The sequence below is a fragment of the Mycobacterium sp. TH-M116 genome, assembly GCF_057473685.1.
Window position 1 is genome coordinate 1 of sequence record NZ_JBYCLC010000356.1, and the last position, 21,651, is coordinate 21,651.

The 21,651-nt window shown below is 70.6% G+C and carries 21 protein-coding genes and 2 pseudogenes; 16 read left to right on the forward strand and 7 right to left on the reverse strand.

The features are described 5' to 3' along the window. From AC2VOK_RS18175 to AC2VOK_RS18200, 6 genes and pseudogenes are all read left to right on the forward strand, one after another. The coding region (locus AC2VOK_RS18175) for an AAA family ATPase (RefSeq protein ID WP_428901714.1) at positions 1–1,161 on the forward strand (1,161 nt) is incomplete at its 5' end. Positions 1,162–1,290: 129 nt separating this feature from the next. Continuing rightward, entirely contained in the window at positions 1,291–2,178 is an 888-nt protein-coding gene (gene ttfA, locus AC2VOK_RS18180; protein WP_428901715.1) for a trehalose monomycolate transport factor TtfA, read from the forward strand. A 52-nt stretch (positions 2,179–2,230) separates the two neighbouring features. Continuing rightward, positions 2,231–2,925, forward strand: a pseudogene (locus AC2VOK_RS18185) (SDR family NAD(P)-dependent oxidoreductase). Further along, positions 2,912–3,451, forward strand: coding sequence for an orotate phosphoribosyltransferase (pyrE, locus tag AC2VOK_RS18190; RefSeq protein WP_428901716.1), 540 nt, complete (start codon positions 2,912–2,914; stop codon positions 3,449–3,451). The pseudogene AC2VOK_RS18185 and the gene pyrE overlap by 14 nt, the downstream one beginning before the upstream one ends. 235 nt (positions 3,452–3,686) lie before the next feature. Further along, complete coding sequence (locus AC2VOK_RS18195) at positions 3,687–4,607, forward strand: hypothetical protein (RefSeq protein ID WP_428901717.1); 921 nt, start codon at positions 3,687–3,689, stop codon at positions 4,605–4,607. Further along, the gene (locus AC2VOK_RS18200; RefSeq protein ID WP_428901718.1) at positions 4,604–5,248 is read left to right on the forward strand and encodes a TrmH family RNA methyltransferase; all 645 of its coding nucleotides are present in this window, start codon (positions 4,604–4,606) and stop codon (positions 5,246–5,248) included. The genes AC2VOK_RS18195 and AC2VOK_RS18200 overlap by 4 nt, the downstream gene beginning before the upstream one ends. Positions 5,249–5,350: 102 nt before the next feature. Here AC2VOK_RS18200 and AC2VOK_RS18205 read toward each other — a convergent pair whose 3' ends face one another. Further along, complete coding sequence (locus AC2VOK_RS18205; RefSeq protein WP_428901719.1) at positions 5,351–6,310, reverse strand: LysR family transcriptional regulator; 960 nt, start codon at positions 6,308–6,310, stop codon at positions 5,351–5,353. Between the two features lie 23 nt (positions 6,311–6,333). On the opposite strand from AC2VOK_RS18205, the gene AC2VOK_RS18210 reads away from it, so the two are divergent. Genes AC2VOK_RS18210 through AC2VOK_RS18245 form a run of 8 tightly spaced genes read left to right on the forward strand, consistent with a single transcriptional unit; the run spans position 6,334 to position 14,905 of the window. Beyond that, positions 6,334–7,491, forward strand: a complete 1,158-nt coding sequence (locus AC2VOK_RS18210) for an XdhC family protein (protein ID WP_428901720.1) — start codon at positions 6,334–6,336, stop codon at positions 7,489–7,491. Between the two features lie 32 nt (positions 7,492–7,523). Next, positions 7,524–8,405: an FAD binding domain-containing protein gene (locus tag AC2VOK_RS18215; protein ID WP_428901721.1), complete on the forward strand. Its 882-nt coding sequence runs from the start codon at positions 7,524–7,526 to the stop codon at positions 8,403–8,405. 2 nt (positions 8,406–8,407) lie between these two features. Beyond that, positions 8,408–8,902, forward strand: a complete 495-nt coding sequence (locus tag AC2VOK_RS18220) for a (2Fe-2S)-binding protein (RefSeq protein WP_428901722.1) — start codon at positions 8,408–8,410, stop codon at positions 8,900–8,902. Continuing rightward, positions 8,899–11,298, forward strand: coding sequence for an aerobic carbon-monoxide dehydrogenase large subunit (locus tag AC2VOK_RS18225; RefSeq protein ID WP_428901723.1), 2,400 nt, complete (start codon positions 8,899–8,901; stop codon positions 11,296–11,298). Before AC2VOK_RS18220 ends, AC2VOK_RS18225 begins: the two co-directional genes overlap by 4 nt. Positions 11,299–11,357: 59 nt before the next feature. Beyond that, positions 11,358–12,128: an XdhC family protein gene (locus AC2VOK_RS18230; protein WP_428901724.1), complete on the forward strand. Its 771-nt coding sequence runs from the start codon at positions 11,358–11,360 to the stop codon at positions 12,126–12,128. Next, on the forward strand, positions 12,125–13,021 hold the full coding sequence (locus AC2VOK_RS18235) for an AAA family ATPase (RefSeq protein ID WP_428901725.1): 897 nt from the start codon (positions 12,125–12,127) through the stop codon (positions 13,019–13,021). The genes AC2VOK_RS18230 and AC2VOK_RS18235 overlap by 4 nt, the downstream gene beginning before the upstream one ends. 13 nt (positions 13,022–13,034) lie before the next feature. Next, entirely contained in the window at positions 13,035–13,688 is a 654-nt protein-coding gene (locus tag AC2VOK_RS18240) for an SRPBCC family protein (RefSeq protein WP_428901726.1), read from the forward strand. Further along, the gene (locus AC2VOK_RS18245) at positions 13,685–14,905 is read left to right on the forward strand and encodes a vWA domain-containing protein (RefSeq protein ID WP_428901727.1); all 1,221 of its coding nucleotides are present in this window, start codon (positions 13,685–13,687) and stop codon (positions 14,903–14,905) included. Before AC2VOK_RS18240 ends, AC2VOK_RS18245 begins: the two co-directional genes overlap by 4 nt. Here the strand turns inward: AC2VOK_RS18245 and eutC are convergent. Beyond that, positions 14,889–15,611, reverse strand: a pseudogene (eutC, locus tag AC2VOK_RS18250) (ethanolamine ammonia-lyase subunit EutC); the annotation flags it as partial. The gene AC2VOK_RS18245 and the pseudogene eutC overlap by 17 nt on opposite strands. Beyond that, on the reverse strand, positions 15,608–17,017 hold the full coding sequence (locus tag AC2VOK_RS18255) for an ethanolamine ammonia-lyase subunit EutB (RefSeq protein ID WP_428901728.1): 1,410 nt from the start codon (positions 17,015–17,017) through the stop codon (positions 15,608–15,610). The pseudogene eutC and the gene AC2VOK_RS18255, both read right to left, overlap by 4 nt. 48 nt (positions 17,018–17,065) lie before the next feature. Here AC2VOK_RS18255 and AC2VOK_RS18260 point away from each other — a divergent pair, with 48 nt between their 5' ends. Then, positions 17,066–18,196 (forward strand): glycoside hydrolase family 76 protein, encoded by a 1,131-nt coding sequence (locus AC2VOK_RS18260; protein WP_428901729.1) that lies wholly within the window; start codon positions 17,066–17,068, stop codon positions 18,194–18,196. On the opposite strand, the gene AC2VOK_RS18265 is transcribed toward AC2VOK_RS18260, so the two are convergent. Then, positions 18,177–18,863 carry a VTT domain-containing protein gene (locus AC2VOK_RS18265; RefSeq protein WP_428901730.1) on the reverse strand — a complete coding sequence of 229 codons (687 nt, stop codon included), beginning with the start codon at positions 18,861–18,863 and terminating at the stop codon, positions 18,177–18,179. The two genes, AC2VOK_RS18260 and AC2VOK_RS18265, sit on opposite strands and share 20 nt — an antisense overlap. Before the next feature lie 66 nt (positions 18,864–18,929). After that, positions 18,930–19,727 carry an Rv0361 family membrane protein gene (locus AC2VOK_RS18270; protein ID WP_428901731.1) on the reverse strand — a complete coding sequence of 266 codons (798 nt, stop codon included), beginning with the start codon at positions 19,725–19,727 and terminating at the stop codon, positions 18,930–18,932. Between the two features lie 116 nt (positions 19,728–19,843). Here AC2VOK_RS18270 and AC2VOK_RS18275 point away from each other — a divergent pair, with 116 nt between their 5' ends. Continuing rightward, the gene (locus tag AC2VOK_RS18275) at positions 19,844–20,257 is read left to right on the forward strand and encodes a DUF3151 domain-containing protein (RefSeq protein ID WP_428901732.1); all 414 of its coding nucleotides are present in this window, start codon (positions 19,844–19,846) and stop codon (positions 20,255–20,257) included. Positions 20,258–20,268: 11 nt separating this feature from the next. Here the strand turns inward: AC2VOK_RS18275 and AC2VOK_RS18280 are convergent, their stop codons facing one another. Both AC2VOK_RS18280 and AC2VOK_RS18285 read right to left on the reverse strand, forming a co-directional pair. Continuing rightward, the gene (locus AC2VOK_RS18280) at positions 20,269–21,051 is read right to left on the reverse strand and encodes a site-2 protease family protein (protein WP_428901733.1); all 783 of its coding nucleotides are present in this window, start codon (positions 21,049–21,051) and stop codon (positions 20,269–20,271) included. Positions 21,052–21,060: 9 nt separating this feature from the next. Continuing rightward, on the reverse strand, positions 21,061–21,651 hold a 591-nt coding region (locus AC2VOK_RS18285), incomplete at its 5' end, for a peptidase M50 (RefSeq protein ID WP_428901734.1).

Below are 21,651 nucleotides of genomic sequence, written 5' to 3' on the forward strand. Positions count from 1 at the left end.
TGGCAGAACGAGAAGAACGCGATCGATGTGGTCCGCGACCTCAAGGAGCAGCTGGAATCGCTGCGCGGGGAGTCCGAGCGCGCCGAGCGCGACGGCGACCTGGCCAAGGCCGCCGAGCTGCGATACGGGCGCATCCCCGAGGTGGAGAAGAAGCTCGACGCCGCGCTGCCGCACGCCGAGGCCCGCGACAACGTGATGCTCAAGGAGGAGGTCGGGCCCGACGATATCGCCGACGTGGTGTCGGCGTGGACCGGCATTCCCGCCGGCCGCATGCTCGAGGGCGAGACCGCCAAGCTGCTGCGCATGGAGGACGAGCTGGGCCGGCGCGTCATCGGGCAGAAGAACGCGGTGACGGCGGTCTCCGACGCGGTGCGGCGCTCTCGGGCCGGTGTCGCCGACCCGAACCGGCCGACCGGGTCGTTCATGTTCCTCGGGCCGACCGGTGTCGGCAAGACCGAGCTGGCCAAGGCGCTGGCGGAATTCCTCTTCGACGACGAACGCGCCATGGTCCGCATCGACATGAGCGAGTACGGCGAGAAGCACTCGGTGGCCCGCCTGGTCGGCGCCCCTCCCGGTTACGTCGGCTACGACCAGGGCGGTCAGCTGACCGAGGCGGTGCGGCGTCGTCCGTACACGGTGATCCTGTTCGACGAGATCGAGAAGGCCCACCCGGACGTGTTCGACGTGCTGTTGCAGGTGCTCGACGAGGGCCGGCTCACCGACGGGCAGGGTCGCACCGTCGACTTCCGCAACACCATCCTGATCTTGACGTCCAACCTCGGATCGGGTGGCAGCGAGGAGCAGGTGATGGCCGCGGTGCGCTCGGCGTTCAAGCCGGAGTTCATCAACCGGCTCGACGACGTGATCGTCTTTCACGGCCTGCAGCCCGGTGAGCTGGTGGCCATCGTCGACATCCAGTTGGCGCAGCTGGCCAAGCGGCTGGCTCAGCGCCGGTTGCAGCTGGAGGTGTCGGATGCCGCCAAGAAGTGGCTGGCCGAGCGCGGGTTCGACCCGGTCTATGGCGCCCGGCCGTTGCGCCGGCTCGTGCAGCAGGCCATCGGTGACCAGCTGGCCAAGATGTTGCTGGCCGGTGACGTGCACGACGGGGACACCGTCCCGGTCGACGTCAGCCCCGGCGGCGACTCGCTGACCCTCGGCTGAGTTCTCCGCGCACGGGCAGCCTCAGAACTGGACCTGCGGCGCGGCACACGGACCCGTCATGAGCCTGATGCCCGGTTGTGACCTGCTCGGTTTGTCCACTCCGGGCGAAGAACAGATACCCTACTGGGGATGGTCCCCCTCTGGTTCACGCTTTCCGCCCTCTGCTTCGTCGGTGCGGGCGTGCTGCTGTACGTCGACGTCGATCGCCGGCGCGGTCGCAGCCGGCGCCGCAAGTCGTGGGCGCGGTCGCACGGGTTCGACTACGAGCCTGAATCGAGCGAGATCCTGCGGCGCTGGAAGCGCGGGGTGATGTCGACGGTGGGCGATGTCTCCGCTCACAACGTCGTCCTGGGGCAGATCCGCGGTGAGGCCGTCTACATCTTCGACCTCGAAGAGGTGGCCACGGTGATCGCGCTGCACCGCAAGGTGGGCACCAACGTCGTGGTGGACCTGCGGCTCAAGGGACTCAAAGAGCCGCGGGACAACGACATCTGGCTGCTCGGCGCGATCGGGCCGCGGATGGTGTACTCGACGAACCTGGACGCGGCCCGGCGGGCCTGCGATCGGCGCATGGTCACCTTCGCGCACACCGCGCCCGACTGCGCCGAGATCATGTGGAACGAGCAGAACTGGACGCTGGTCGCCATGCCGATCGCCAGCACCCGCGCCCAGTGGGACGAGGGTCTGCGCACCGTGCGTCAGTTCAACGATTTACTGAGGGTGTTGCCGCCGCTGCCGCAGGAGGACGCCCAGGAGCCGGCGGCCGTGGGGCTGCGTAGCGCCGCGCCGAGCCGTCCGCTGATGCCGGCCGGTCGCGGGGAACTGCCGCCCAGGCGCGCCCAGCACGACGTGGCCGGGCTGATCGGCGAGGCGGGCCGGCGCGACGCGGAACCCGTGCGCCGCGAGCAGGGCGGCACGGAGGGCCGCACGGAGGGCCGCACGGAGGGCCGTGCCGAGGGTGCACGTCGCCCGCCGCCACCGGTCAACGGCCGCGAGGCCCCCAACTACCAGCGCTGACCGCGCCCCACGGGTGCCGGTCGGTCGGGGCCCCGTCACTATGATGTCGCTCATGCCTCGTCCCGTAGTCCTGGTCACCGGGCACACCTCCGGGATCGGCGCCGGGTACGCCCGCCGCTACGCCGCCGACGGCTACGACTCGGTCCTGGTCGCCCGCGACGTCGACCGGCTCGCCGGGGAGGGCGAGTGCTGGTGAACAACGCGGGATTCGGCACGTCCGGCGAGTTCTGGACGACCGGTCTCACGCTGCTGCAGGCGCAGCTCGGCGTCAACGTGACCGCGGTGATGCAGCTGACCCGGGCCGCGCTGCCGGCGATGCTCGCCGCCGGCGCGGGCACCATCATCAACGTGGCCAGCGTGGCGGGTCTGTCCCCCGCAAGCACGAGGTACCCCCAGTCCGGGCGGGGGTCGACCTACTCGGCGTCCAAGGCCTGGGTGGTGTCCTTCAGTGAGGGCCTGGCCGGAGGCTTACAGGGCACCGGGGTCGGGGTGCACGCGGTGTGCCCGGGGCTCGTGTACACCGAATTCCACGAGCGGGCGGGAATCGACATGGCGAGTTTGCCGCCGTTCCTGTGGCTCGAGGTCGACGACGTGGTCGACAAGAGCCTCGCCGACGTCTCCGCCGGCAAAGTGGTCAGCGTTCCCGGACTGCAGTACAAGGCGCTCGTGGCGGCGGGGCGGATGATTCCGCGGAACCTGGTGCGCGTGGCGGCCGGTCGGGTCGGGGGCGGCCGTGGACGAAGCTGACCGCGCGGAGCTGGCCGAGCTGGTCCGGCGCCTGTCGGTGGTGCACGGGCGGGTCACGCTGTCGTCGGGCACAGAGGCCGACTACTACGTCGACCTGCGCCGCGCCACGTTGTACCACCGGGCCGCCGCGTTGATCGGCAACCTGGTCCGGCAGCTCACCAGCGACTGGGACTACGCGGTGGTCGGCGGCCTGACCCTGGGCGCCGACCCGGTGGCGATGGCAGTCATGCACGCACCCGGGCGTCCGATCGACGCGTTCGTCGTCCGTAAGGCAGCGAAAACCCATGGGATGCAACGACTTATCGAGGGCTCTGAAGTCGCCGGGCGGCGGGCGCTGGTGGTGGAGGACACCAGCACCACGGGTAATTCGGCGCTGACGGCGGTGCATGCCGTCCAGGAGGCGGGCGGCGAGGTGGTCGGCGTCGCGACCGTGGTGGACCGCGCCACCGGCGCCGCCGAGGCCATTCGTGCGGAGGGGCTGTTGTACCGCAGCGTGCTGGGCCTTGCCGATCTGGGGCTGGGCTAGGCGGCGAGCGGGCTATGCGCCAATTGTCACATCAGCCGCACAGGCCTCTGGCGCGGGCGGTGATCGTTTTGCCCACCTCACAGCGACAATTCACTCGCATCCCGATTTGTCGCTGTGAGGTGGGCAAAACGTCGACCGTTCCGGCCGGTGGCCCATGTGGAGAATGTGGCCCATGTGGCCCATGTGGCCCATGTGGAGAATATGGAGAATATGGAGAATGTAGCGAATGTGACCGATGCGCTGTAGATTACGGCCGCTGAAGCTCGTCGCGAGCGCTCTGCTCGTCCTTGTCTCCTGTCTGGCCGGCTGTTCGGGCTCGACCCATCCCGTGAGCCCCTACGGCGCCCGGGGGGCGCGGCTCGGCGAGTCGCTGGCGCTGCTGGGCTGGAACATCGGGGTGTCGAACCTGCGCTTCGCCGAGGACTACGTGCTGATCGACGTCGACGCCGGCGTCGCGTCGCCCGAAAACCCCCACGCCCAACCCGGCGACATCCGCTTCGGGCTCTACGGTGCGCTGGCGCACCCGCTGGAGGCCACCGGGCTGGGCAGCTGTGACAGCGCGCTGCGCAGCGGGCGCCAGATCCCCTCGCCGCTCTCGGCGCCCAGCGACCGGCTCACCGGCACGGTTTGTCTTGGGCCGCTGAAGGATCGGAGCCAGGTCCGCGGCGTGTACGCCTACTCGCCGCGGGACCGCATCCCCAAGACGTCGGTGGCCTACCCGGCCGCATTCCCGGTGGGGCTGATGCCGACCAACGCCAACGACACCGGCCTGGTCGTCAAGACGATCACTTTGTCGGCCTGGCGCGCCGACGGCACCCCGGTGACCCGGGCGCAACTCGGTGACCCGGCCGCGTTCACCGGTAACGGCTACATGCTGCTGGGGCTGCAGGCCGAAGCCCTCGCCGAGCGCTACCGCGACGACTCCGCCACGCGGGGCGGCCCGATGATGCTGCTCGCCTCGCCGACGCTGCCCGCCCCGGGGCTCAATCCGGCCTGCTCGGTGTACGGGTCGTCGGTGCTGATCCTGCCCGACGCCTCGCTGGACGCGGTGCGCGTCGACGCCTCGTTGTGCACCCAGGGCGAGATCAACGAGGCGCTGCTCTACGCGACCGTGGCGATCGACGGCACCCACGCCGGTGTGTGGACTCAGCGATGAACGACCCCGGGCCCACCGAGTGGGGAAGACCGGCCACCGGTGTCGGACCGTGGCCCGGTGAGCTCCCCGAAGACCCCCGCTACGACCCGATCCTGTTGCGCGACGGCGACACCCGCAACGTCGTCGACGCTTACCGGTACTGGACGCGGGAGGCGATCATCGCCGACATCGACCGGCGCCGCCACCCGCTGCACGTCGCGATCGAGAACTTCGGCCACGACGCCAACATCGGTTCGGTGGTGCGCACCGCCAACGCCTTCGCGGTGCACACCGTGCACATCGTGGGGCGGCGCCGCTGGAATCGCCGCGGCGCCATGGTGACCGACCGCTACCAGCGGTTGTGGCATCACGACAGCAGTGCCGCGCTGCTTCAGTTCGCGACGGGCGCCGGGCTGAGCGTCGTGGCGGTGGACAACGTCCCGGGTTCGGTGCGCCTGGAACAGGCCACGCTACCGCGGGAGTGCCTGCTCGCGTTCGGCCAGGAAGGCCCCGGCATCACCGACGAGCTGCGCGCCGGCGCGGCCGTCACGGTGTCGATCGCCCAGTTCGGCTCGACGCGCAGCATCAACGCCGGGGTGGCCGCCGGGATCGCCATGCACGCCTGGATCCGCCAGCACACCGATTTCACGCACGCCTGGTGAGCACTTCGAGTGTGAACCGGTGGCTTTCGCCGTGAAACCATGGCGCGATTTCGGCGGCGATTTTACCGCCATGGCTTCACCCTCAACGCCAAGGAATCGCCCTCAACTCCACAGCGTGACGTGCACTTTCGGCCGGAACCTGGTCACCCCGACGCCGGACCCGCGGATCATCGCCTGTGTGCACCGCGGGGTGGTGATGAATCGCACCAGCTCCGACACCGCGGGCTGGCGGGCCGCCGGCGCCAGTGTGGCCGCACACCATTGGCCCGAGCGTTCCAGGCCGGGGCCTTTCACGTGCACCAGCCGCCCGGCCGCGAGGTCCTTGGCCACCGCGAAGCCGATCGCCAGGTTGACCCCGCCCACCCGCTGCACCTCCTCCAGCGCGGCGGCGTCGCTCTGGAAGATCCGCTGTTGGGACTCCGGAATCTCCAGGGTGCGCAACATGGCCGCGATCTCACCGTCCACCCCGCCGGCCGACGGCCCTAGCATCCACTGCTGTGCGCGCAGCGATGCCGGTGTGGGAACGCTCACGGCCAAAGGGCTTTTCGGCCCGACGACGGCGATGATCTGATATTTCAGGAAGGGCCGTACGAAGAGCGTCTCGTCCGAGCCGATCGAACCGGCCGGGCCGATCGCGATGTCCACCGCCCGCGAGCAGATCAGCTCGCGGAAGCGGCTGGTCGGGTGCACGCTCAACTCCACCGACAGGTCGTCGGCCCGCGACGAGAACAGCTCGATCAGGCCCGGCGCGGCGTGCTCGGCGAACGCCGACGACGCCGCGATCCGCAGCAGCCGTCGCCCGTGCGCGGCCTCGGTGACCTCGATCGCGGTCTGCTGCTGCAGGCCCAGGATCTCGACCGCGCGGCTGGCCAGCCGCAGCCCGCCCGGCGTGAACGCCAGCCCCGCACCGGTTCTCGTGAACAACGGATCGTCGAGTTCCTTGCGCAGCGCCGCGACATGCATCGAGATCCCCGCATCGGAGACGCCCAGCTCCGCGGCCGCGGCTCGCACCGATCCCAGCCGGACCACCGCCGAATAGGCCCGAAGTTGAGCCGGAGTCATGGGATGAGCCTACGTTGGAACCCGTGCGGGAAGTGCTTGTTCAGCTGATGCCCATCTGGCGCGCCGGGCGGACTGCGGGTCTGGGCACCGTCGTGCGCACGATGAGGTCGGCGCCGCGGCAGCCCGGCGCCTCGATGCTGGTGGCGCCCGACGGCTCGGCGACCGGGTCGGTGTCGGGTGGCTGCGTGGAGAGCGCGGTCTACGAGCTGGCCACCGAGGCGGCGCGGACGGGGACACCGCGACTGGAACGCTACGGGGTCAGCGACGACGACGCGTTCGAGATCGGCTTGACCTGCGGCGGCGTCATCGACGTCTTCATCGAGTCGGTCTCGCGGGCAACATTTCCCGAACTGGGGTCGATCGCCGACGACATCGGCGCGGGGCGTCCCGTCGCGGTCGCGACCGTCATCGCCCACCCGGACGCGACCTGGGTGGGCCGTCGCATGGTGGTGCGACCCGATTCGGTGTCCGGGTCGCTGGGCGCGCCGCGCGCCGACGCCGCGGTCACCGACGACGCCCGCGGCCTGCTCGCGCTGGGCCGCTGCGCGGTCCTCGAGTACGGTCCCGACGGCCAGCGTCTGGGCGACGGCATGGAGGTCTTCGTCTTGAGCAATGCGCCGCCGCCGCGGATGCTGGTGTTCGGCGCGATCGACTTCGCCGCCGCCCTGGCCCGGCAGGGGTCGTTCCTGGGCTACCGGGTCACCGTGTGCGACGCGCGCCCGGTGTTTGCCACCAGGGCCCGCTTCCCCTCGGCCGACGAGGTCGTCGTCGACTGGCCGCACCGGTATCTGGCCGCCCAGGCGGCGGCGGGCGCCCTCGACCGCGACACGGTGATCTGTGTGCTGACCCACGACCCCAAGTTCGACGTCCCGGTCCTCGAGGTGGCGCTGCGCCTGGACGTCGGATACGTCGGCGCGATGGGATCGCGGCGCACCCACGACGACCGGATGAGCCGGCTGCGCGCCGTCGGGCTCACCGACACCGAGCTGAGCCGGCTGGCCAGCCCCATCGGGCTGGACCTCGGCGCGCGCACCCCGGAGGAGACCGCGGTCTCGATCGCCGCCGACATCATCGCCAGGCGCTGGGGCGGCGGAGGCCTGCCGCTGGGCCGGAGCGCCGGGCGAATCCACCACGACGCCGAGCTCAAGGACCAGTTCAGGGATCCCTTAACTCGCTATTGACGCCCCGGGGAGGCGGGTTGACACTGTGGCGCATGCAAGTACCCGGCCCCTTCGAATACGAACGCGCGACCAGTGTCGACCACGCCATCGGTCTGCTGGATCGGTTGGGGGAGGGCGCACGGGTGGTCGCCGGCGGGCACAGCCTGCTGCCGATGATGAAACTGCGGATCGCCAACCCCGAATACCTGATCGACATCAACGACCTGGCGCTCGAACTCGGCTACGTGATCACCGACCCCACGCTGGTCCGCATAGGTGCCATGACCCGTCATCGTGAGCTGCTGGAGTCCGACAACCTGGCCGCGGTGTGCCCGATCTTCCGCGACGCCGAACGGGTGATCGCCGACCCGGTGGTCCGCAACCGCGGCACGCTGGGCGGCTCGCTGTGCCAGGCGGATCCGGCCGAGGACCTCTCGACGGTGTGCCTGGCGCTGGACGCGGTGTGCCTGGCCCGCGGACCGGCGGGTGAGCGCGAGATCCCGATCGGCGAATTCGTGGCCGGTCCCTACGAGACCACGCTCGCCCCCAACGAGATACTGGTCGAAGTTCGAATCCCACTGCGCCACAACACGTCCAGTTCATACGCAAAAGTGGAACGCAGAGTGGGCGACTGGGCGGTGGCGGCGGCGGGGGCGGCCGTGACCCTCGACGGAGCGACGATAGCCGCTGCTCGGGTCGGCCTGACCGCGGTCAACCCCGATCACGACGCGCTGGCCGAACTCGGGGCGTCGCTGGCGGGCCGGCCGGCCACCGAGGAGACTTTCGCCGAGGCGGGCCGACGTGCCGCACTGGCCTGCGAACCGGTGACCGACATCCGCGGCACCGAAGAATACAAGCGGCACCTGGCCGGCGAACTGACCATCCGCACCCTGCGCACGGCGGCGCAGCGGGTCGGCGACCAAGGGAGTGACTGACCATGCAGGTCACCATGACCGTCAACGGCGAACAGGTCACCGCTGACGTCGAACCCCGAATGCTGCTCGTGCACTTCCTGCGGGATCACCTGCGGCTCACCGGCACGCACTGGGGCTGCGACACCAGCAACTGCGGAACCTGCGTGGTCGACGTCGACGGCGTGCCGGTGAAGTCGTGCACGATGCTGGCCGTCATGGCGTCAGGTCATGCCGTGCGCACCGTCGAGGGACTGGCGGGTCCGGGCGTCAACGGCCGGCTCGATCCCGTGCAGGAGGGGTTCATGCGCTGCCACGGGCTGCAGTGCGGCTTCTGCACACCGGGCATGATGATCACCGCCCGCGCCCTGCTCGACCGCGAACCAGACCCCGACGAGGAGACCATCCGCGAGGCCATCTCCGGCCAGATCTGCCGGTGCACCGGTTACACCACGATCGTGCGCTCCATCCAGTGGGCCGCCAAGCACAGCGCGGCGCAGGCGGTGGAGGCGGGATCATGACCACGACCGAATCACGGCCCCCCTCACCGGAAGACACCGCGGACAACGACCAGAAGCCCTGTGGCTACGGCCGGATGCTGCGCAAGGAGGATCCCCGCTTCATCCGCGGCCGCGGTACCTACGTCGACGACGTCGCGCTGCCGGGCATGCTGCACCTGGCGATCCTGCGCTCGCCGTACGCCCATGCCCGCATCGCCGGCATCGACGTTTCCGCGGCCCTGGCCCACCCGAAGGTCAAGGCGGTCGTCACTGGCGCCGACCTGGCCGAGAAGGGCCTGGCGTGGATGCCGACCTTGTCGAACGACGTGCAGGCGGTGCTGGCCACCGACAAGGTGCGCTTCCAGGGCCAGGAGGTCGCGTTCGTCGTCGCCGAGGACCGGTATTCGGCCCGCGACGCGTTGGAGTTGATCGACGTCGACTATGACCCCCTGGATCCGGTCGTCGACGTGCGCAAGGCGCTGGACCCGTCCGCGCCGGTGATCCGCAGCGACCTCGAGAACAAGAAGGACAACCACATCTTCGACTGGGAGACCGGCGACGCCGCGGCCACCGAGGCGGTGTTCGCGCGCGCCGACGTCGTCGTCACGCAGGAGATGGTCTACCCGCGCGTGCATCCTGCACCGATGGAAACCTGCGGCGCGGTGGCCGATCTGGACCCGGTCAGCGGCAAGCTGACGCTGTGGACCACCTCGCAGGCCCCGCACGCGCACCGCACCCTCTACGCGCTGGTTGCCGGTCTGCCCGAACACAAGATCCGGGTGATCTCCCCCGACGTCGGCGGCGGCTTCGGCAACAAGGTGCCGATCTACCCCGGCTATGTGTGCGCGATCGTGGCCTCGCTGGTGCTGGGCAAGCCGGTCAAGTGGATGGAGGACCGCAGCGAGAACCTGACCTCGACCAGCTTCGCGCGCGACTACATCATGGTGGGCGAGATCGCGGCCACCAAGGACGGCAAAATCCTCGCAGTGCGGTCGAATGTGCTGGCCGACCACGGCGCGTTCAACGGCCAGGCCGCGCCGACGAAGTACCCGGCCGGCTTCTACGGGGTGTTCACCGGCAGCTACGACCTGGAAGCGGCGTACTCGCGGGTGACCGGGGTGTACACCAACAAGGCGCCCGGCGGGGTGGCCTACGCGTGCTCCTTCCGGATCACCGAGGCGGTGTACCTGGTGGAGCGGATGGTGGACTGCCTGGCCTATGAACTCAAGATGGATCCCGCCCAGCTGCGGCTGCGAAACCTGTTGCGCCCCGAGCAGTTCCCTTACACCACCAAGACCGGCTGGGTGTACGACTCCGGCGACTACGAGACGACGCTGCGCCAGGCAATGGACATGCTCGGCTATGACGCGCTGCGGGCCGAGCAGAAAGAGAAGCGCGCCCGCGGTGAGCTGATGGGCATCGGGATGTCGTTTTTCACCGAGGCCGTCGGTGCCGGCCCGCGCAAGGACATGGACATCCTGGGCCTGGGCATGGCCGACGGGTGCGAACTGCGCGTGCACCCGACCGGCAAGGCCGTGGTGCGCCTGTCGGTCCAGACCCAGGGGCAGGGACACGAGACCACGTTCGCCCAGATCGTCGCCGAAGAGCTCGGTATCCCGCCCGACGACATCGACGTCGTGCACGGCGACACCGACCAGACCCCGTTCGGGCTGGGCACCTACGGCAGCCGATCGACCCCGGTCTCGGGTGCGGCCGCGGCGATGGTGGCCCGCAAGGTGCGCGACAAGGCGAAGATCATCGCCTCGGGCATGCTCGAGGTCTCCGTCGCCGACCTGGAGTGGGAGAAGGGGTCTTTCCACGTCAAGGGCGACCGGTCGGCGTCGGTGACGATCGCCGACATCGCGATGCGCGCGCACGGGGCCGGTGATCTGCCCGAGGGGCTCGAGGGTGGGCTGGACGCCGAAGTGTGTTACAACCCTTCGAATCTCACCTATCCCTACGGCGCGTACTTCTGCGTGGTGGATGTCGATCCCGGCACCGCTGTGGTCAAGGTGCGGCGTTTCCTGGCGGTCGACGACTGCGGCACCCGCATCAACCCGATGATCATCGAGGGGCAAGTGCACGGTGGCGTCGTCGACGGCATCGGGATGGCGCTGATGGAATGGATCGCCTTCGACGACGACGGCAATTGCCTGGGTGGCTCGCTGATGGACTATCTGATCCCGACCGCCATGGAGGTGCCGCACCTGGAGACCGGGTACACCGTGACACCGTCGCCGCACCACCCGATCGGCGCGAAGGGGATCGGTGAGTCGGCGACCGTCGGGTCCCCGCCCGCCGTGGTGAATGCGGTGGTGGATGCGTTGGCGCCGTTCGGGGTTCGTCACGCCGACATGCCGTTGACGCCGTCGCGGGTGTGGGAGGCGATGCAGGGAAGGGCGAGGCCACCCATCTGACGCGCCGTGACGATGCAGAGCGAGGAACGAGCGATGAGGATGAGGGGCGCAATCAGCGGATGACCATCATCGGCGAACGGGCCCAGCAGCTGCTCGCGGCACGGACGCCGTTCGTGCACGCAACCGTGGTGCGCGCCCAGCCGCCCACCTCGGTTTACCCCGGTGACGAGGCGATCCTGCTGGCGGACGGCACAATCGAGGGTTTCGTCGGCGGCCAGTGTGCGCAGAACTCGGTCCGCAAGGCGGCGCTGGGCGCGTTGCAGACGAACGAGAGCGTGCTGCTGCGGGTGCTGCCCGACGGCGATGTGCACTTCCCCGAGGCGCCGGGCGCCTGCGTGGTGGTCAACCCATGCCTGTCCGGCGGGTCGCTGGAAATCTTCCTGACGCCCAAGCTGCCGTCCCCGCTGATCCGCATCCACGGCGCCACGCCGATCGCCGACGCGCTGGTCCGGGTGTGCACGGTCCTGGGGTACGACGTGCGCGCCGACGCCGACGCCGACCCGGCCGACGCCACCTCCGCCCCGACCGCGGTGGTGATCGCCAGCCATGGCGGCCCGGAAGCCGAGATGATCCGCACCGCACTCGATCACGGCGTCGGCTACATCGGTCTGGTGGCGAGCAGGGTGCGCGGCGCCTCGATCCTCGATTCGCTCGGCCTCTCCGAGGACGAGCGGGCTCGCGTGCACACCCCGGTCGGTCTGCCGATCGGCGCCAAGACCCCGCCGGAGATCGCGATCTCCATCGCGGCCGAGCTCATCGCCGGCGTCCGCGGCGCCCGCGGCCCGGGCCCCCACCCCACGGCGGTCTCCGCGGGCCACTCCGGCGCATGACGGCGGTCTTCGAGAGCCCCGGCGACGTCGTCGGCCGGTTCGATGCGCGGGACTACCTGCTCGACGTCGGGACCGCATCGGCGATCTATCTTGCGGTCACGCTGGGCCGGCCGCTGCTGCTGGAGGGCGAGCCCGGGGTCGGCAAGACCACGGCCGCGAAAACCCTTGCCGCGGTGATGGACACCCCGCTGATCCGGCTGCAGTGCTACGAGGGCCTGACCGCGCACGAGGCACTCTACGACTGGAACTACCAGCGCCAGCTACTGTCCATCCGGCTGGCCGAGGCGAGCGGTAAGGGGATCGACGAAAGGGATCTCTACACCGAGACCTATCTGGTGGACCGGCCCGTTTTGCGCTGCGTGCGGCACCGCGGCCCGCGGCCACCGGTGCTGTTGATCGACGAAATAGACCGCGCCGAGGACGAATTCGAGGCGCTGCTGCTCGAGTTCCTCGGCGAGTCCTCGGTGACGGTGCCCGAGCTGGGCACCTTCGTCGCCGAGTGCCCGCCGATCGTGGTGCTCACCTCCAACCGCAGCCGCGACCTGCACGACGCGCTGCGCCGCCGCTGCCTCTACCACTGGATCGACTACCCCGAGCCGGCTCGCGCCGCCGCCATCGTCCGGCGCACGGTGCCCGGGGCCGGCGCCGCACTGATCGAAAGCGCAGCCCAGTTCGTCCGCGCAGCCAGGGAACACGACCTGGACAAGCCGCCCGGAGTGGCCGAGACCATCGACTGGGTCGCTGCGCTGGTCGCCTTGGGCGTGGCGGACCTGGCCGCGCCCGACACCGTCGGGTCGGCACTGGCCAGCCTGGGGACGCTGGCCAAGACGCCGGACGACCGTGCGCAGATTCGCTCCGCGTACGAAACTTTCACCGAGTGCAGCCCCACCTGAGAGGATCCGCAGCATGAAGATCGACAACCGGTTCACCGTCAGCGCGCCCATCGACAAGGCGTGGGACGTGCTGTGCGACCTGGAACAGGTGATCCCGCTGATGCCGGGGGCCGCGTTCACCGGCCACGAAGGCGAGGACTACTCCGGCAAGGTCAAGGTCAAGGTCGGCCCTGTGACCAGCGAGTTCAGCGGCAAGGTGCGCTTCGTGGAGCAGGACCGCGACCAGTATCGCGCCGTCATCGACGCCAAGGGCAAGGAGATGCGGGGAACGGGCAACGCCGCCGCCACGGTCACCGCCCAGCTGCACCAGGAGGGCGACCGCACCGAGGTCACCGTCGACACCGACCTGAAGATCGTCGGCAAGCTGGCCCAGTTCGGCAGCGGGATGCTGCAGCAGGTGTCGGAGAAGTTGCTGGGCCAGTTCGTGGAGTCGCTGGAGGCCAAGCTGGCCGCCGAGAGCGCGCCGGCGATACCGCCGACCAACGGTGCGGCCGCGCCGGCCCCCACCGCCGCCCATGCGCTGCCCGCCGCCGAGCCCGAGCCCATCGACCTTCTCGAGCTGGCCGGCGGCGACCAGCTCAAGAAGTACGGTGCGGCGGCGGCGGCGGTGCTGGCCGTGCTGGTGCTGATCTGGATCATGGGCCGGAGGCGTCAGCGGTCCCGATGAGCACGGCTGGCCCGGCGCTGTTGCGGGGCGTCGATCTGGCGGCTTTCTCGGCCGCCGTGGTGGCCCGGCTGCGGGAGGCCGGGGTGCACGTGTCCGCCGACGGCCCATCGAGTTTCGTGCAGGCGTTGCGGCTGCTGGGCACCCGCACCGGGTCTTCGCTGTATTGGGCGGCCCGGCTGACACTGGTCAACCGGGCCGAGGACCTGGGCGCCTTCGACGCGGTCTTCGCGGCGGTGTTCGGCGCCGGCTACGCCGAACCCGCCACCAGTTCGATTGCTGGACAATCCCAGTCGACGCGTAAAGCCGGCACCGCACGGGCCGCCGACACCCGGCCCGGCGCCGCGCAGGGCCTGCCCTGGGCGATGCGGACCACGACGGGCGGCGACGACGATGACGACCCGGGCGGTGCGCATGTCCTGGTGCCCGAGATTTTGCCCAGCCGCATCGCCGCGCGCGCCGACGAACCGTTCGACCGTTTCGATGCGCACGACCTGCGGTTGCTGGGCTCCTGGATCGAGGAGACAGCCGGGCGCTGGCCGCGGCGGCGCAGCATGAGGTTCGAACCCAGCCCCGCCGGTAAGCGCATCGACCTGCGCGCCACGATGAACGCCTCCCGCAAGACCGGCTTCGAGGCGCTCACCCTGGCGCGCACCCGGCCGCGGCGCAGGCCCCGCCGGGTCGTCCTGGTCTGCGATGTGAGCCAATCGATGCGGCCCTACGCGGCGATGTATCTGCACCTGATGCGGGCCCTGGCGAAGGGGCGTGGCGTGCGCCGGGGCGGGATCCGCCCGGAGGTGTTCGCGTTCTCCACGTCGCTGACTCGGCTGACCGCGGTGCTGTCGCACCGCTCGGCCGAGGTGGCGCTGCAGCGGGCCAACGCGACGGTCACCGACCGCTACGGCGGCACGTTCGTGGGCCGCAGCGTCGCGGCTCTGCTGGCGCCCGGTCTTTCGGGGCACGGCAACGCGCTGCGCGGCGCGGTCGTGATCATCGCCTCCGACGGCTGGGACGCCGATCCCCCCGACGTCCTCGCGCACGCCATGGCCCGGCTGCGTCGCCGTGCCGCCGTGGTGGCCTGGCTCAATCCGCGTGCGGCGCAGGCCGGTTTCGAGCCGCTGGCGGGTTCGATGGCCGCGGCGCTGCCGTACTGCGATCTGTTCCTGCCGGCGCACTCACTGACCGGGCTGCGCCGGTTGCTGGTCGCGTTGTGTCTTTGAGGGCGACGCCCGAGCGGCCGAGTTCGCGGGCCGCGGCGACGAGCGCGGCGGTGATCGCCGCGGCCGCCGCGTAGTCGAGTCCGTCGGGCGGATGGATGTTGGAGATGCAGTTGCGGTCGGCGTCGGTGCGCCCGGGCGCCGGGCGGTGTGTCAGGTAGATGCCCAGGCTGTCGGCGACCGAGAGGCCCGGGCGCTCACCGACGAGCACGAGAACCGTTGCGACGCCCAGAGCCTGACCGATGTGGTCGCCCAGCGCCACGCGGGCCTGGGTCGCAATCACCGGCGGGGCGAGGCGGTAGCGGCCGCCGAACTCGCGCAGCAGCGCCTCGATGACGCCCGCGGCGTGGTCGGTCAGGGCGCGCGGCGAGAGCCCGTCGGCCAGGACGACACCGATGTCCGCCGTGGTGTTCGGCAGACCCGACAGGTCGTCCGGGCTGCGGCCGAGGTCGGGCCGGCGCAGGTACTCGCCGCGCGAGTCCGCCCTGCTGCGCACCTGCAGCGGCTCGCCGAGGCCCCCGCCGGCGGTGATGCCCCGCAGCCGTGCGACCAGGCCGTCGACGTCGAGCGGGTCGTGCACGGCGTCGCGCGCCGCGGCGTGCGCGGCCCGCAGCTCCAGCACGCGCCGGGTCGGCAGCGAGTTGCCCGTGCGCCCGAGGCCGATCCGCGCCTGCGTGGTGGCCCGCAGCGGTGCCCACAGGTCGTTCACCGGCCGACCGCCAGTTCCCGCAACGGAGACGTCGCGAGGTCGACGGGAAGGATCCGGCCCTGCGCGTCGGCCATGCCCAGTCCGGCCAGCCAGGCCTCGAATTCGGGCGCGGGCCGCAACCTCAACGCCTGTCGCACGTACAGCACGTCGTGGAAAGACAGGCTCTGGTAGCCGAGCATGACGTCGTCGGTACCCGGCACGGCGATGACGAACGCGGTACCCGCCACGCCCAGCAGGGTCAGCAGCGTGTCCATGTCGTCCTGGTCGGCCTCGGCGTGATTGGTGTAGCAGACGTCGACGCCCATCGGCAGGCCGAGGAGTTTCCCGCAGAAGTTGTCCTCGAGCCCGGCGCGGACGATCTGCTTGCCGTCGTAGAGGTATTCCGGACCGATGAACCCGACCACGCTGTCGACCAGCAGCGGCTGCAGCGCCCGGGCCACCGCGTAGGCGCGTGCCTCCAGGGTCTGCTGGTCCACCGGTTGGCCGCCCACCCCGAGGTGGGCCCCGGCCGACAGCGCCGAACCCTGCCCCGTCTCCAGGTACATGACGTTGTCTCCGACCGTGCCGCGGCGCAGCGAGCGGGCCGCCTCGTTGGCCTCCGCCAGCATCGCCAGGGAGGTGCCGAAGGCGGCGTTGGCGCCCTCGGTCCCCGCGACCGACTGGAAGACGAGGTCGACGGGCGCTCCCCGCTCGACCAGCTCCATGGTGGTCGTCACGTGGCACAACACGCACGACTGCACGGGAATGGCGAACCGCTCGCGGATGTCGTCGAGCAGGTGCAGCAGGTCGCAGGCCGCGGCCGGTGAGTCGGTCGCGGGGTTGACCCCGATCACCGCGTCGCCGCAGCCCAACAGCAGGCCGTCGAGCATCGCGGCGGCGATCCCGCGGGGGTCGTCGGTGGGGTGGTTGGGTTGCAGCCGGGTGGCCAGCCGGCGCGGCAATCCGATGGTGGTCCGGAAGGCCGCGGTCGCGGTCGCGGCGGCGGCGACGGCGATCAGGTCCTGGTTGCGCATGATCTTCGACACCGCGGCAACCATCTCGGGGGTGAGCCCGGGGGCGACGGCGGCCAGCCGCGCCGCGGTGTCACCGCGAGATGCGTTGTCCAGCAGCCAGTCCCGGAAGTCGCCGACGGTCAGATGCGCGATCGGGCCGAACGCCTCGCGGTCGTGGCCGTCGATGATGAGCCGGGTGACCTCGTCGGTCTCGTAGGGAACGACCACGTCGGACAAAAACGACGCGAGCGGGATGTCGGCGAGCACCCACGCGGCCGCGGCGCGTTCGGCGTCGGAGCCGGCGGCGCACCCGGCGAGCTGGTCACCGGAACGCAGGGGCGTCGCCTTCGCCAGCACGTCGATGAGCCCGTCGAAGGTGTAGGTGGTTCCCGAAACGGTCTGCCGGTAGCTCATCTGGTGAACAGTAGGTCACCTCGGTGCGATGAGGCAGGATCGGCAAGTATGGATCAGCTGTGGGTCAACCGGGCCGCCACCTCCGAAGCCGCTGTGGTGCAACGACACCTGAAGCGGCTGTGGGCACTGCCGGGCACCCAGCTGGGAGTGGTGGCCTGGCCGCCGACGCGGCGCGACCGGTGGTTCGGCAGCTGGCACTACTGGTGGCAGGCCCACCTGCTGGACTGCCTCCTCGACGCGCAGCTGCGCGACCCGCAGCCGCAACGGCGCACCAGGATCGACCGGCAGGTCCGAACCCACCGGCTGCGCAACAACTTTTCGTGGACCAACAGCTATTACGACGACATGGCGTGGCTGGCACTGGCCCTGCAGCGCGCCGCGAAGACGGCCGGTGTGCAGCGCCGGCGCGCACTGCCCAAGCTCGCCGACCAGTTCGTCAAGGCCTGGGTACCCGAGGACGGCGGGGGCATTCCGTGGCGCAAGCAGGACCAGTTCTTCAACGCCCCCGCCAACGGCCCGGCCGGGATCTTCCTGGCCCGCTGCCAGGACAGCCACGGGCACCGGCTGCGGCGGGCCCAGCAGATGGCCGACTGGATCGAGGGCACGCTGATCGACCCGGAGACCCACCTGGTGTTCGACGGCGTCAAGTCCGGCTCGCTGGTCCGGGCTCAGTACACCTACTGCCAGGGTGTCGTGCTCGGGCTGGAAACCGAGCTCGCCGCGCGCACCTGCGACGACCGCCACGCGCCGCGGGTGCATCGCTTGGTCGCTGCGGTCGGCGAGCACATGGCGCCGGCCGGGGTGATCAAGGGCTCCGGCGGTGGGGACGGCGGCCTGTTCGCCGGTATCACCGCCCGATACCTCGCGCTGGTGGCCACCGCGCTGCCAGGCGAGGCCCCCGCCGACGCCGCGGCCCGCGACACCGCCCGCACCATCGTGCTGGCCAGCGCGAAGTCGGCGTGGGACTACCGGCAGACCGTGGACGGGCTGCCGCTGTTCGGACCGTCCTGGGATCGCGACGCGGAAATCCCCACCGAGCTGTCCGGGGCCGGGGCTCAGGCGCGGTTCGCCGACGGCGCCGTGAGCGGTTCGGGGGTCGCCGAACGGGACCTGTCGGTGCAGTTGTCAGGGTGGATGCTGATGGAGGCCGCCTGCCGCGTCACCGGTCGGGGACCGTGATCTGCGTGCGGTCCTCCCGCGCACCGCCTCTTCGGCCCCGGTAGCCGCGCCAGGCGGCGATGAAAGCCGGCATCAGCGAGACGACCAGGATTGCCAGGATGATCTTCTCGAGGTTCTGGTGGACGAACGGCACGTTGCCCAGGAAGTAGCCGGCCAGGGTCGCACCCCCGCCCCAGGCGATGCCGCCGACGATGTCAAAGCCGAGGAACACCGGGTAGCGCATGTAGGACACCCCGGCGATCACCGGGACGAAGGTCCGCACGAACGGCGCGAACCGGGCCAGGATGACCGCCCAGGCGCCGTATTTCTCGAAGAACGCATGCGACTCGGTCACGTAGTGCCTCTTGAAGAACCGCGAATCTTCCTTCTTGAACAGCGCCGGACCGATGCGCCGCCCGATGAAGTAGCCGGTCTGGTCGCCGAGCACGGCGACCAGCGCGACGCACGGCGCCAGCACCCAGATGTCCACCGGCGGGTGGGGATGCGCGGCCAGCAGTCCGCCGGTGAACAACAGCGACTCGCCGGGCAGCAGCGGGAACAGCAGCCCGGTCTCGATGAAGACGATCACCAGGATCCCGGGCAGCACGGCCGAGCCGAAGACGCCGCCGGCGCCCAGCCAGTACATCGGGTCGAGGATGTCGGGCAGGGCCGTCACCGCTGTGCTCACGATTCCTCAACATACCGGCGTAACGCGTCACGGGCGGCCAAGTCGGGGATCTGACGGGTCACCGGGCTAGCCGCTGACGGACTGGCAGACCTTCCATTGGTCGTCGCGGTACTGCAGGTCCAGGCTGCGCGTCGAGCGTAGCCGGGGGTCGTAGGCCATGAAGGTGGTGACGTTGGCCTCGGCGTGGGGGCCGTTGACGACGATCTGGTCGATGCTGGCGATGACGGGATATTGCCCGGCCGCCGAGACGCGGCGGTAGGTCTCCTCCCACCCGTGCTCGTCGAAATCGACATAGCTGTCGCGGGTTGTCCCGCAGGTGAGTGTGCGCAGCGTTGTCAGATCGCCCCGCTGAACCGCGGCGTCGAAGGTCTGGATGGTCTGCCGAACCCGATCTTCCTGCGAGGCCTGCGAGTGTTTTCCGCGGGTCAGCAGCACGGTGCCCAGGATCGCGATCGCCGCCAGGGCCAGCACGAGCAGCACGAGCAGCAGCACCCAGCCCCAGTTCACGTTCGGGGACGGCCGCAACTTCGCGCCGAGGCGCGGAGGAATCGATTGTGGCACAGCAGATTTCGAATTTTGACCGGGCTGCCCGGCCGAACCCGAGCCCGGCGCGGCGAAAACCTCCGTGGCGGCTTCGGAGGTGGTGGGCATCACGGTGGTCTCTTTGGCGTCGAATCCGGGCGCGGTGAAGCGGCGTTCGCGCTGCCGGGTTGCCGGGTCGGCCTCGGGAAAGTCGGACCGGTCGGGCTTGTTCATCACGACGGTCTCGGTCTCGGGGTCGTCGGGCACCACCGGGTGGCTCTCGGTTGCTTCCTCGCCGGGTTCCACCGGGTGCTCGCGGTTGGGCTCGGGCGGATTGACCATGAGCGCTGCTGTCCTCCTACGAGTGGATAGTGTGGAGCTTAGCGACCCGGCAGCCCGGTTGGCGTCACGGCCGAGGCGCGCGACGGCGGGCAAACGGGAAACGGCAGAATGGACCCATGACGTCGATGGGTGATCTGCTGGGGCCCGATCCGGTCCTGCTGCCGGGGGACCGTGAAGCCGAAGCCGAACTGCTCGCCAAAGAGAACCCGGGCATCGTCGCCGCCGCCCATCCGACGGCGTCGGTGGCCTGGGCGACGCTGGCCGAGGAGGCGTTGGCCGAGGACAAGGCCATCACGGCCTACGCCTACGCCCGCACCGGCTACCACCGGGGCCTGGACCAGTTGCGCCGCAACGGCTGGAAGGGTTTCGGCCCGGTGCCGTACGCCCACGAGCCCAATCGCGGCTTCCTGCGGTGTGTGGCGGCGCTGGCGCATGCCGCCGACGCCATCGGCGAGACCGACGAGTACGCCCGCTGCCTGGATCTGCTCGACGACTGCGACCCCGCGGCCCGCGACGCGCTCGGGCTGTAACAGCAGAACCGTCAGAACCAGGCGCTCCAGAACCGGGTTAGCGAGTCTCCCCACGCCACCAGCACGTGCGGCACCCCGGAGAAGTCGAACAACCACAGCACCATCCCGAAGAACCAGCGGTTCAGGCCCGGCGCCAGCAGCAGGAACAGCAGGATGAAAAAGCCGTACTGCTTTGCCGGTGCCACCGCGCGCTGCGTCTCGGGGCTCAGATGCGGTTCCAGGGCGTCGTACCCGTCCAGGCCCGGGATCGGCAGCAGGTTCAGCACCATCGCGGTGAGCTGAAGAAACGCCAGGAACGCGACGCCGGCCCACAGCACCGCGTGGGCCGGGTCGAAGAACAGCCGGATCAGCGTCAGCAGCAGCACCGCCAGCAGCAGGTTGGCGGCCGGACCCGCCAGGCTGACCAGGGTGCGGCGGGCGGGGGTCATGAACCACGTGCGCAGATACACCGCGGCGCCGGGCAGGCCGATGCCGCCGAGCACGATGATCACCATCGGCAGCACCAGCGACAGCGCGGGATGGCTGTAGCGCCGCGGATCCAGGGTGAGATAGCCGCGCACGGCGGCGTCGTGGTCGCCGAACCGCCAGGCGGTCAGCGCATGCCCGAACTCATGCAGACACAACGACACCAGCCACCCGGCGATCACGAAGACGAACACCCCGGCGTAGGACAGCGGCCGGACGCTGGATCCGGCCAGCCAGGCCAGCACGCCACCGGCGGCCGTCACCGCCAGCAGGGCCAGGAAGACGGGACTGGGGCGCACCGATTCGTGCGAACGTGCGGGAAAGCTCACCGGTCGAAACTATCGGACGGCGAGCCAGCCCTCGAGGTTGCGGTAGAACGTCGATCGCCGGACCGGGCGGGGCGCGGGCACGCCGTCGCGCACCACGTTGACCCCGGTGCAGCCCAACTGGGCCGCGCGCCCGGTGACCCACCGGCGGCCCGGTACCCGGGCGCGCAGGCCGGGCAGCGCACGCGTCGGCTCCACCTGGCAGCCGGCCACCCCGCCGTCGAACAACCCGGTGTCGTCAACCACCGCCTCCCCGTGCAACGCCTCCCCGTCGCCGGGCGGCAGCCAGTGCGCCCGGCCCGCGATCACCCACCCCGTGTCGTCGCGGATCAGGGGCACCCGGGCCGCGGATCCGCGCCGGGCGCGCCGCGCCGCGCGTCGCCCGGACGGCAGTCGGTAGGCGCGGGTCGCCGCCGTGCGGCGGCGCGGCACGTAGGCGACCTCGACGTCGAGCCGGTCCGCGCGCATCAGAACGGTCAGCAGCGCGGCCAGGTCGGCATCGGCGCCGATCACCACCAGCCGGCCGTACGGCCCGACGGCGGCGTCCAGGCCGGCCCGGTTTTCGGGGCGAAGAAGGGGTAAGCGGCGCAGCGGTCCGGGAAC

Bases quoted from the DNA above. Each gene is read 5' to 3' on its own strand.
- ttfA (WP_428901715.1), top strand. From the start codon at position 1,291: ATGGTCCCCCTCTGGTTCACGCTTTCCGCCCTCTGCTTCGTCGGTGCG.
- AC2VOK_RS18195 (WP_428901717.1), top strand. From the start codon at position 3,687: ATGCGCTGTAGATTACGGCCGCTGAAGCTCGTCGCGAGCGCTCTGCTC.
- AC2VOK_RS18200 (WP_428901718.1), top strand. From the start codon at position 4,604: ATGAACGACCCCGGGCCCACCGAGTGGGGAAGACCGGCCACCGGTGTC.
- AC2VOK_RS18205 (WP_428901719.1), bottom strand. From the start codon at position 6,310: ATGACTCCGGCTCAACTTCGGGCCTATTCGGCGGTGGTCCGGCTGGGA.
- AC2VOK_RS18215 (WP_428901721.1), top strand. From the start codon at position 7,524: ATGCAAGTACCCGGCCCCTTCGAATACGAACGCGCGACCAGTGTCGAC.
- AC2VOK_RS18220 (WP_428901722.1), top strand. From the start codon at position 8,408: ATGCAGGTCACCATGACCGTCAACGGCGAACAGGTCACCGCTGACGTC.
- AC2VOK_RS18225 (WP_428901723.1), top strand. From the start codon at position 8,899: ATGACCACGACCGAATCACGGCCCCCCTCACCGGAAGACACCGCGGAC.
- AC2VOK_RS18230 (WP_428901724.1), top strand. From the start codon at position 11,358: ATGACCATCATCGGCGAACGGGCCCAGCAGCTGCTCGCGGCACGGACG.
- AC2VOK_RS18235 (WP_428901725.1), top strand. From the start codon at position 12,125: ATGACGGCGGTCTTCGAGAGCCCCGGCGACGTCGTCGGCCGGTTCGAT.
- AC2VOK_RS18240 (WP_428901726.1), top strand. From the start codon at position 13,035: ATGAAGATCGACAACCGGTTCACCGTCAGCGCGCCCATCGACAAGGCG.
- AC2VOK_RS18245 (WP_428901727.1), top strand. From the start codon at position 13,685: ATGAGCACGGCTGGCCCGGCGCTGTTGCGGGGCGTCGATCTGGCGGCT.
- AC2VOK_RS18255 (WP_428901728.1), bottom strand. From the start codon at position 17,017: ATGAGCTACCGGCAGACCGTTTCGGGAACCACCTACACCTTCGACGGG.
- AC2VOK_RS18260 (WP_428901729.1), top strand. From the start codon at position 17,066: ATGGATCAGCTGTGGGTCAACCGGGCCGCCACCTCCGAAGCCGCTGTG.
- AC2VOK_RS18270 (WP_428901731.1), bottom strand. From the start codon at position 19,727: ATGGTCAATCCGCCCGAGCCCAACCGCGAGCACCCGGTGGAACCCGGC.
- AC2VOK_RS18275 (WP_428901732.1), top strand. From the start codon at position 19,844: ATGACGTCGATGGGTGATCTGCTGGGGCCCGATCCGGTCCTGCTGCCG.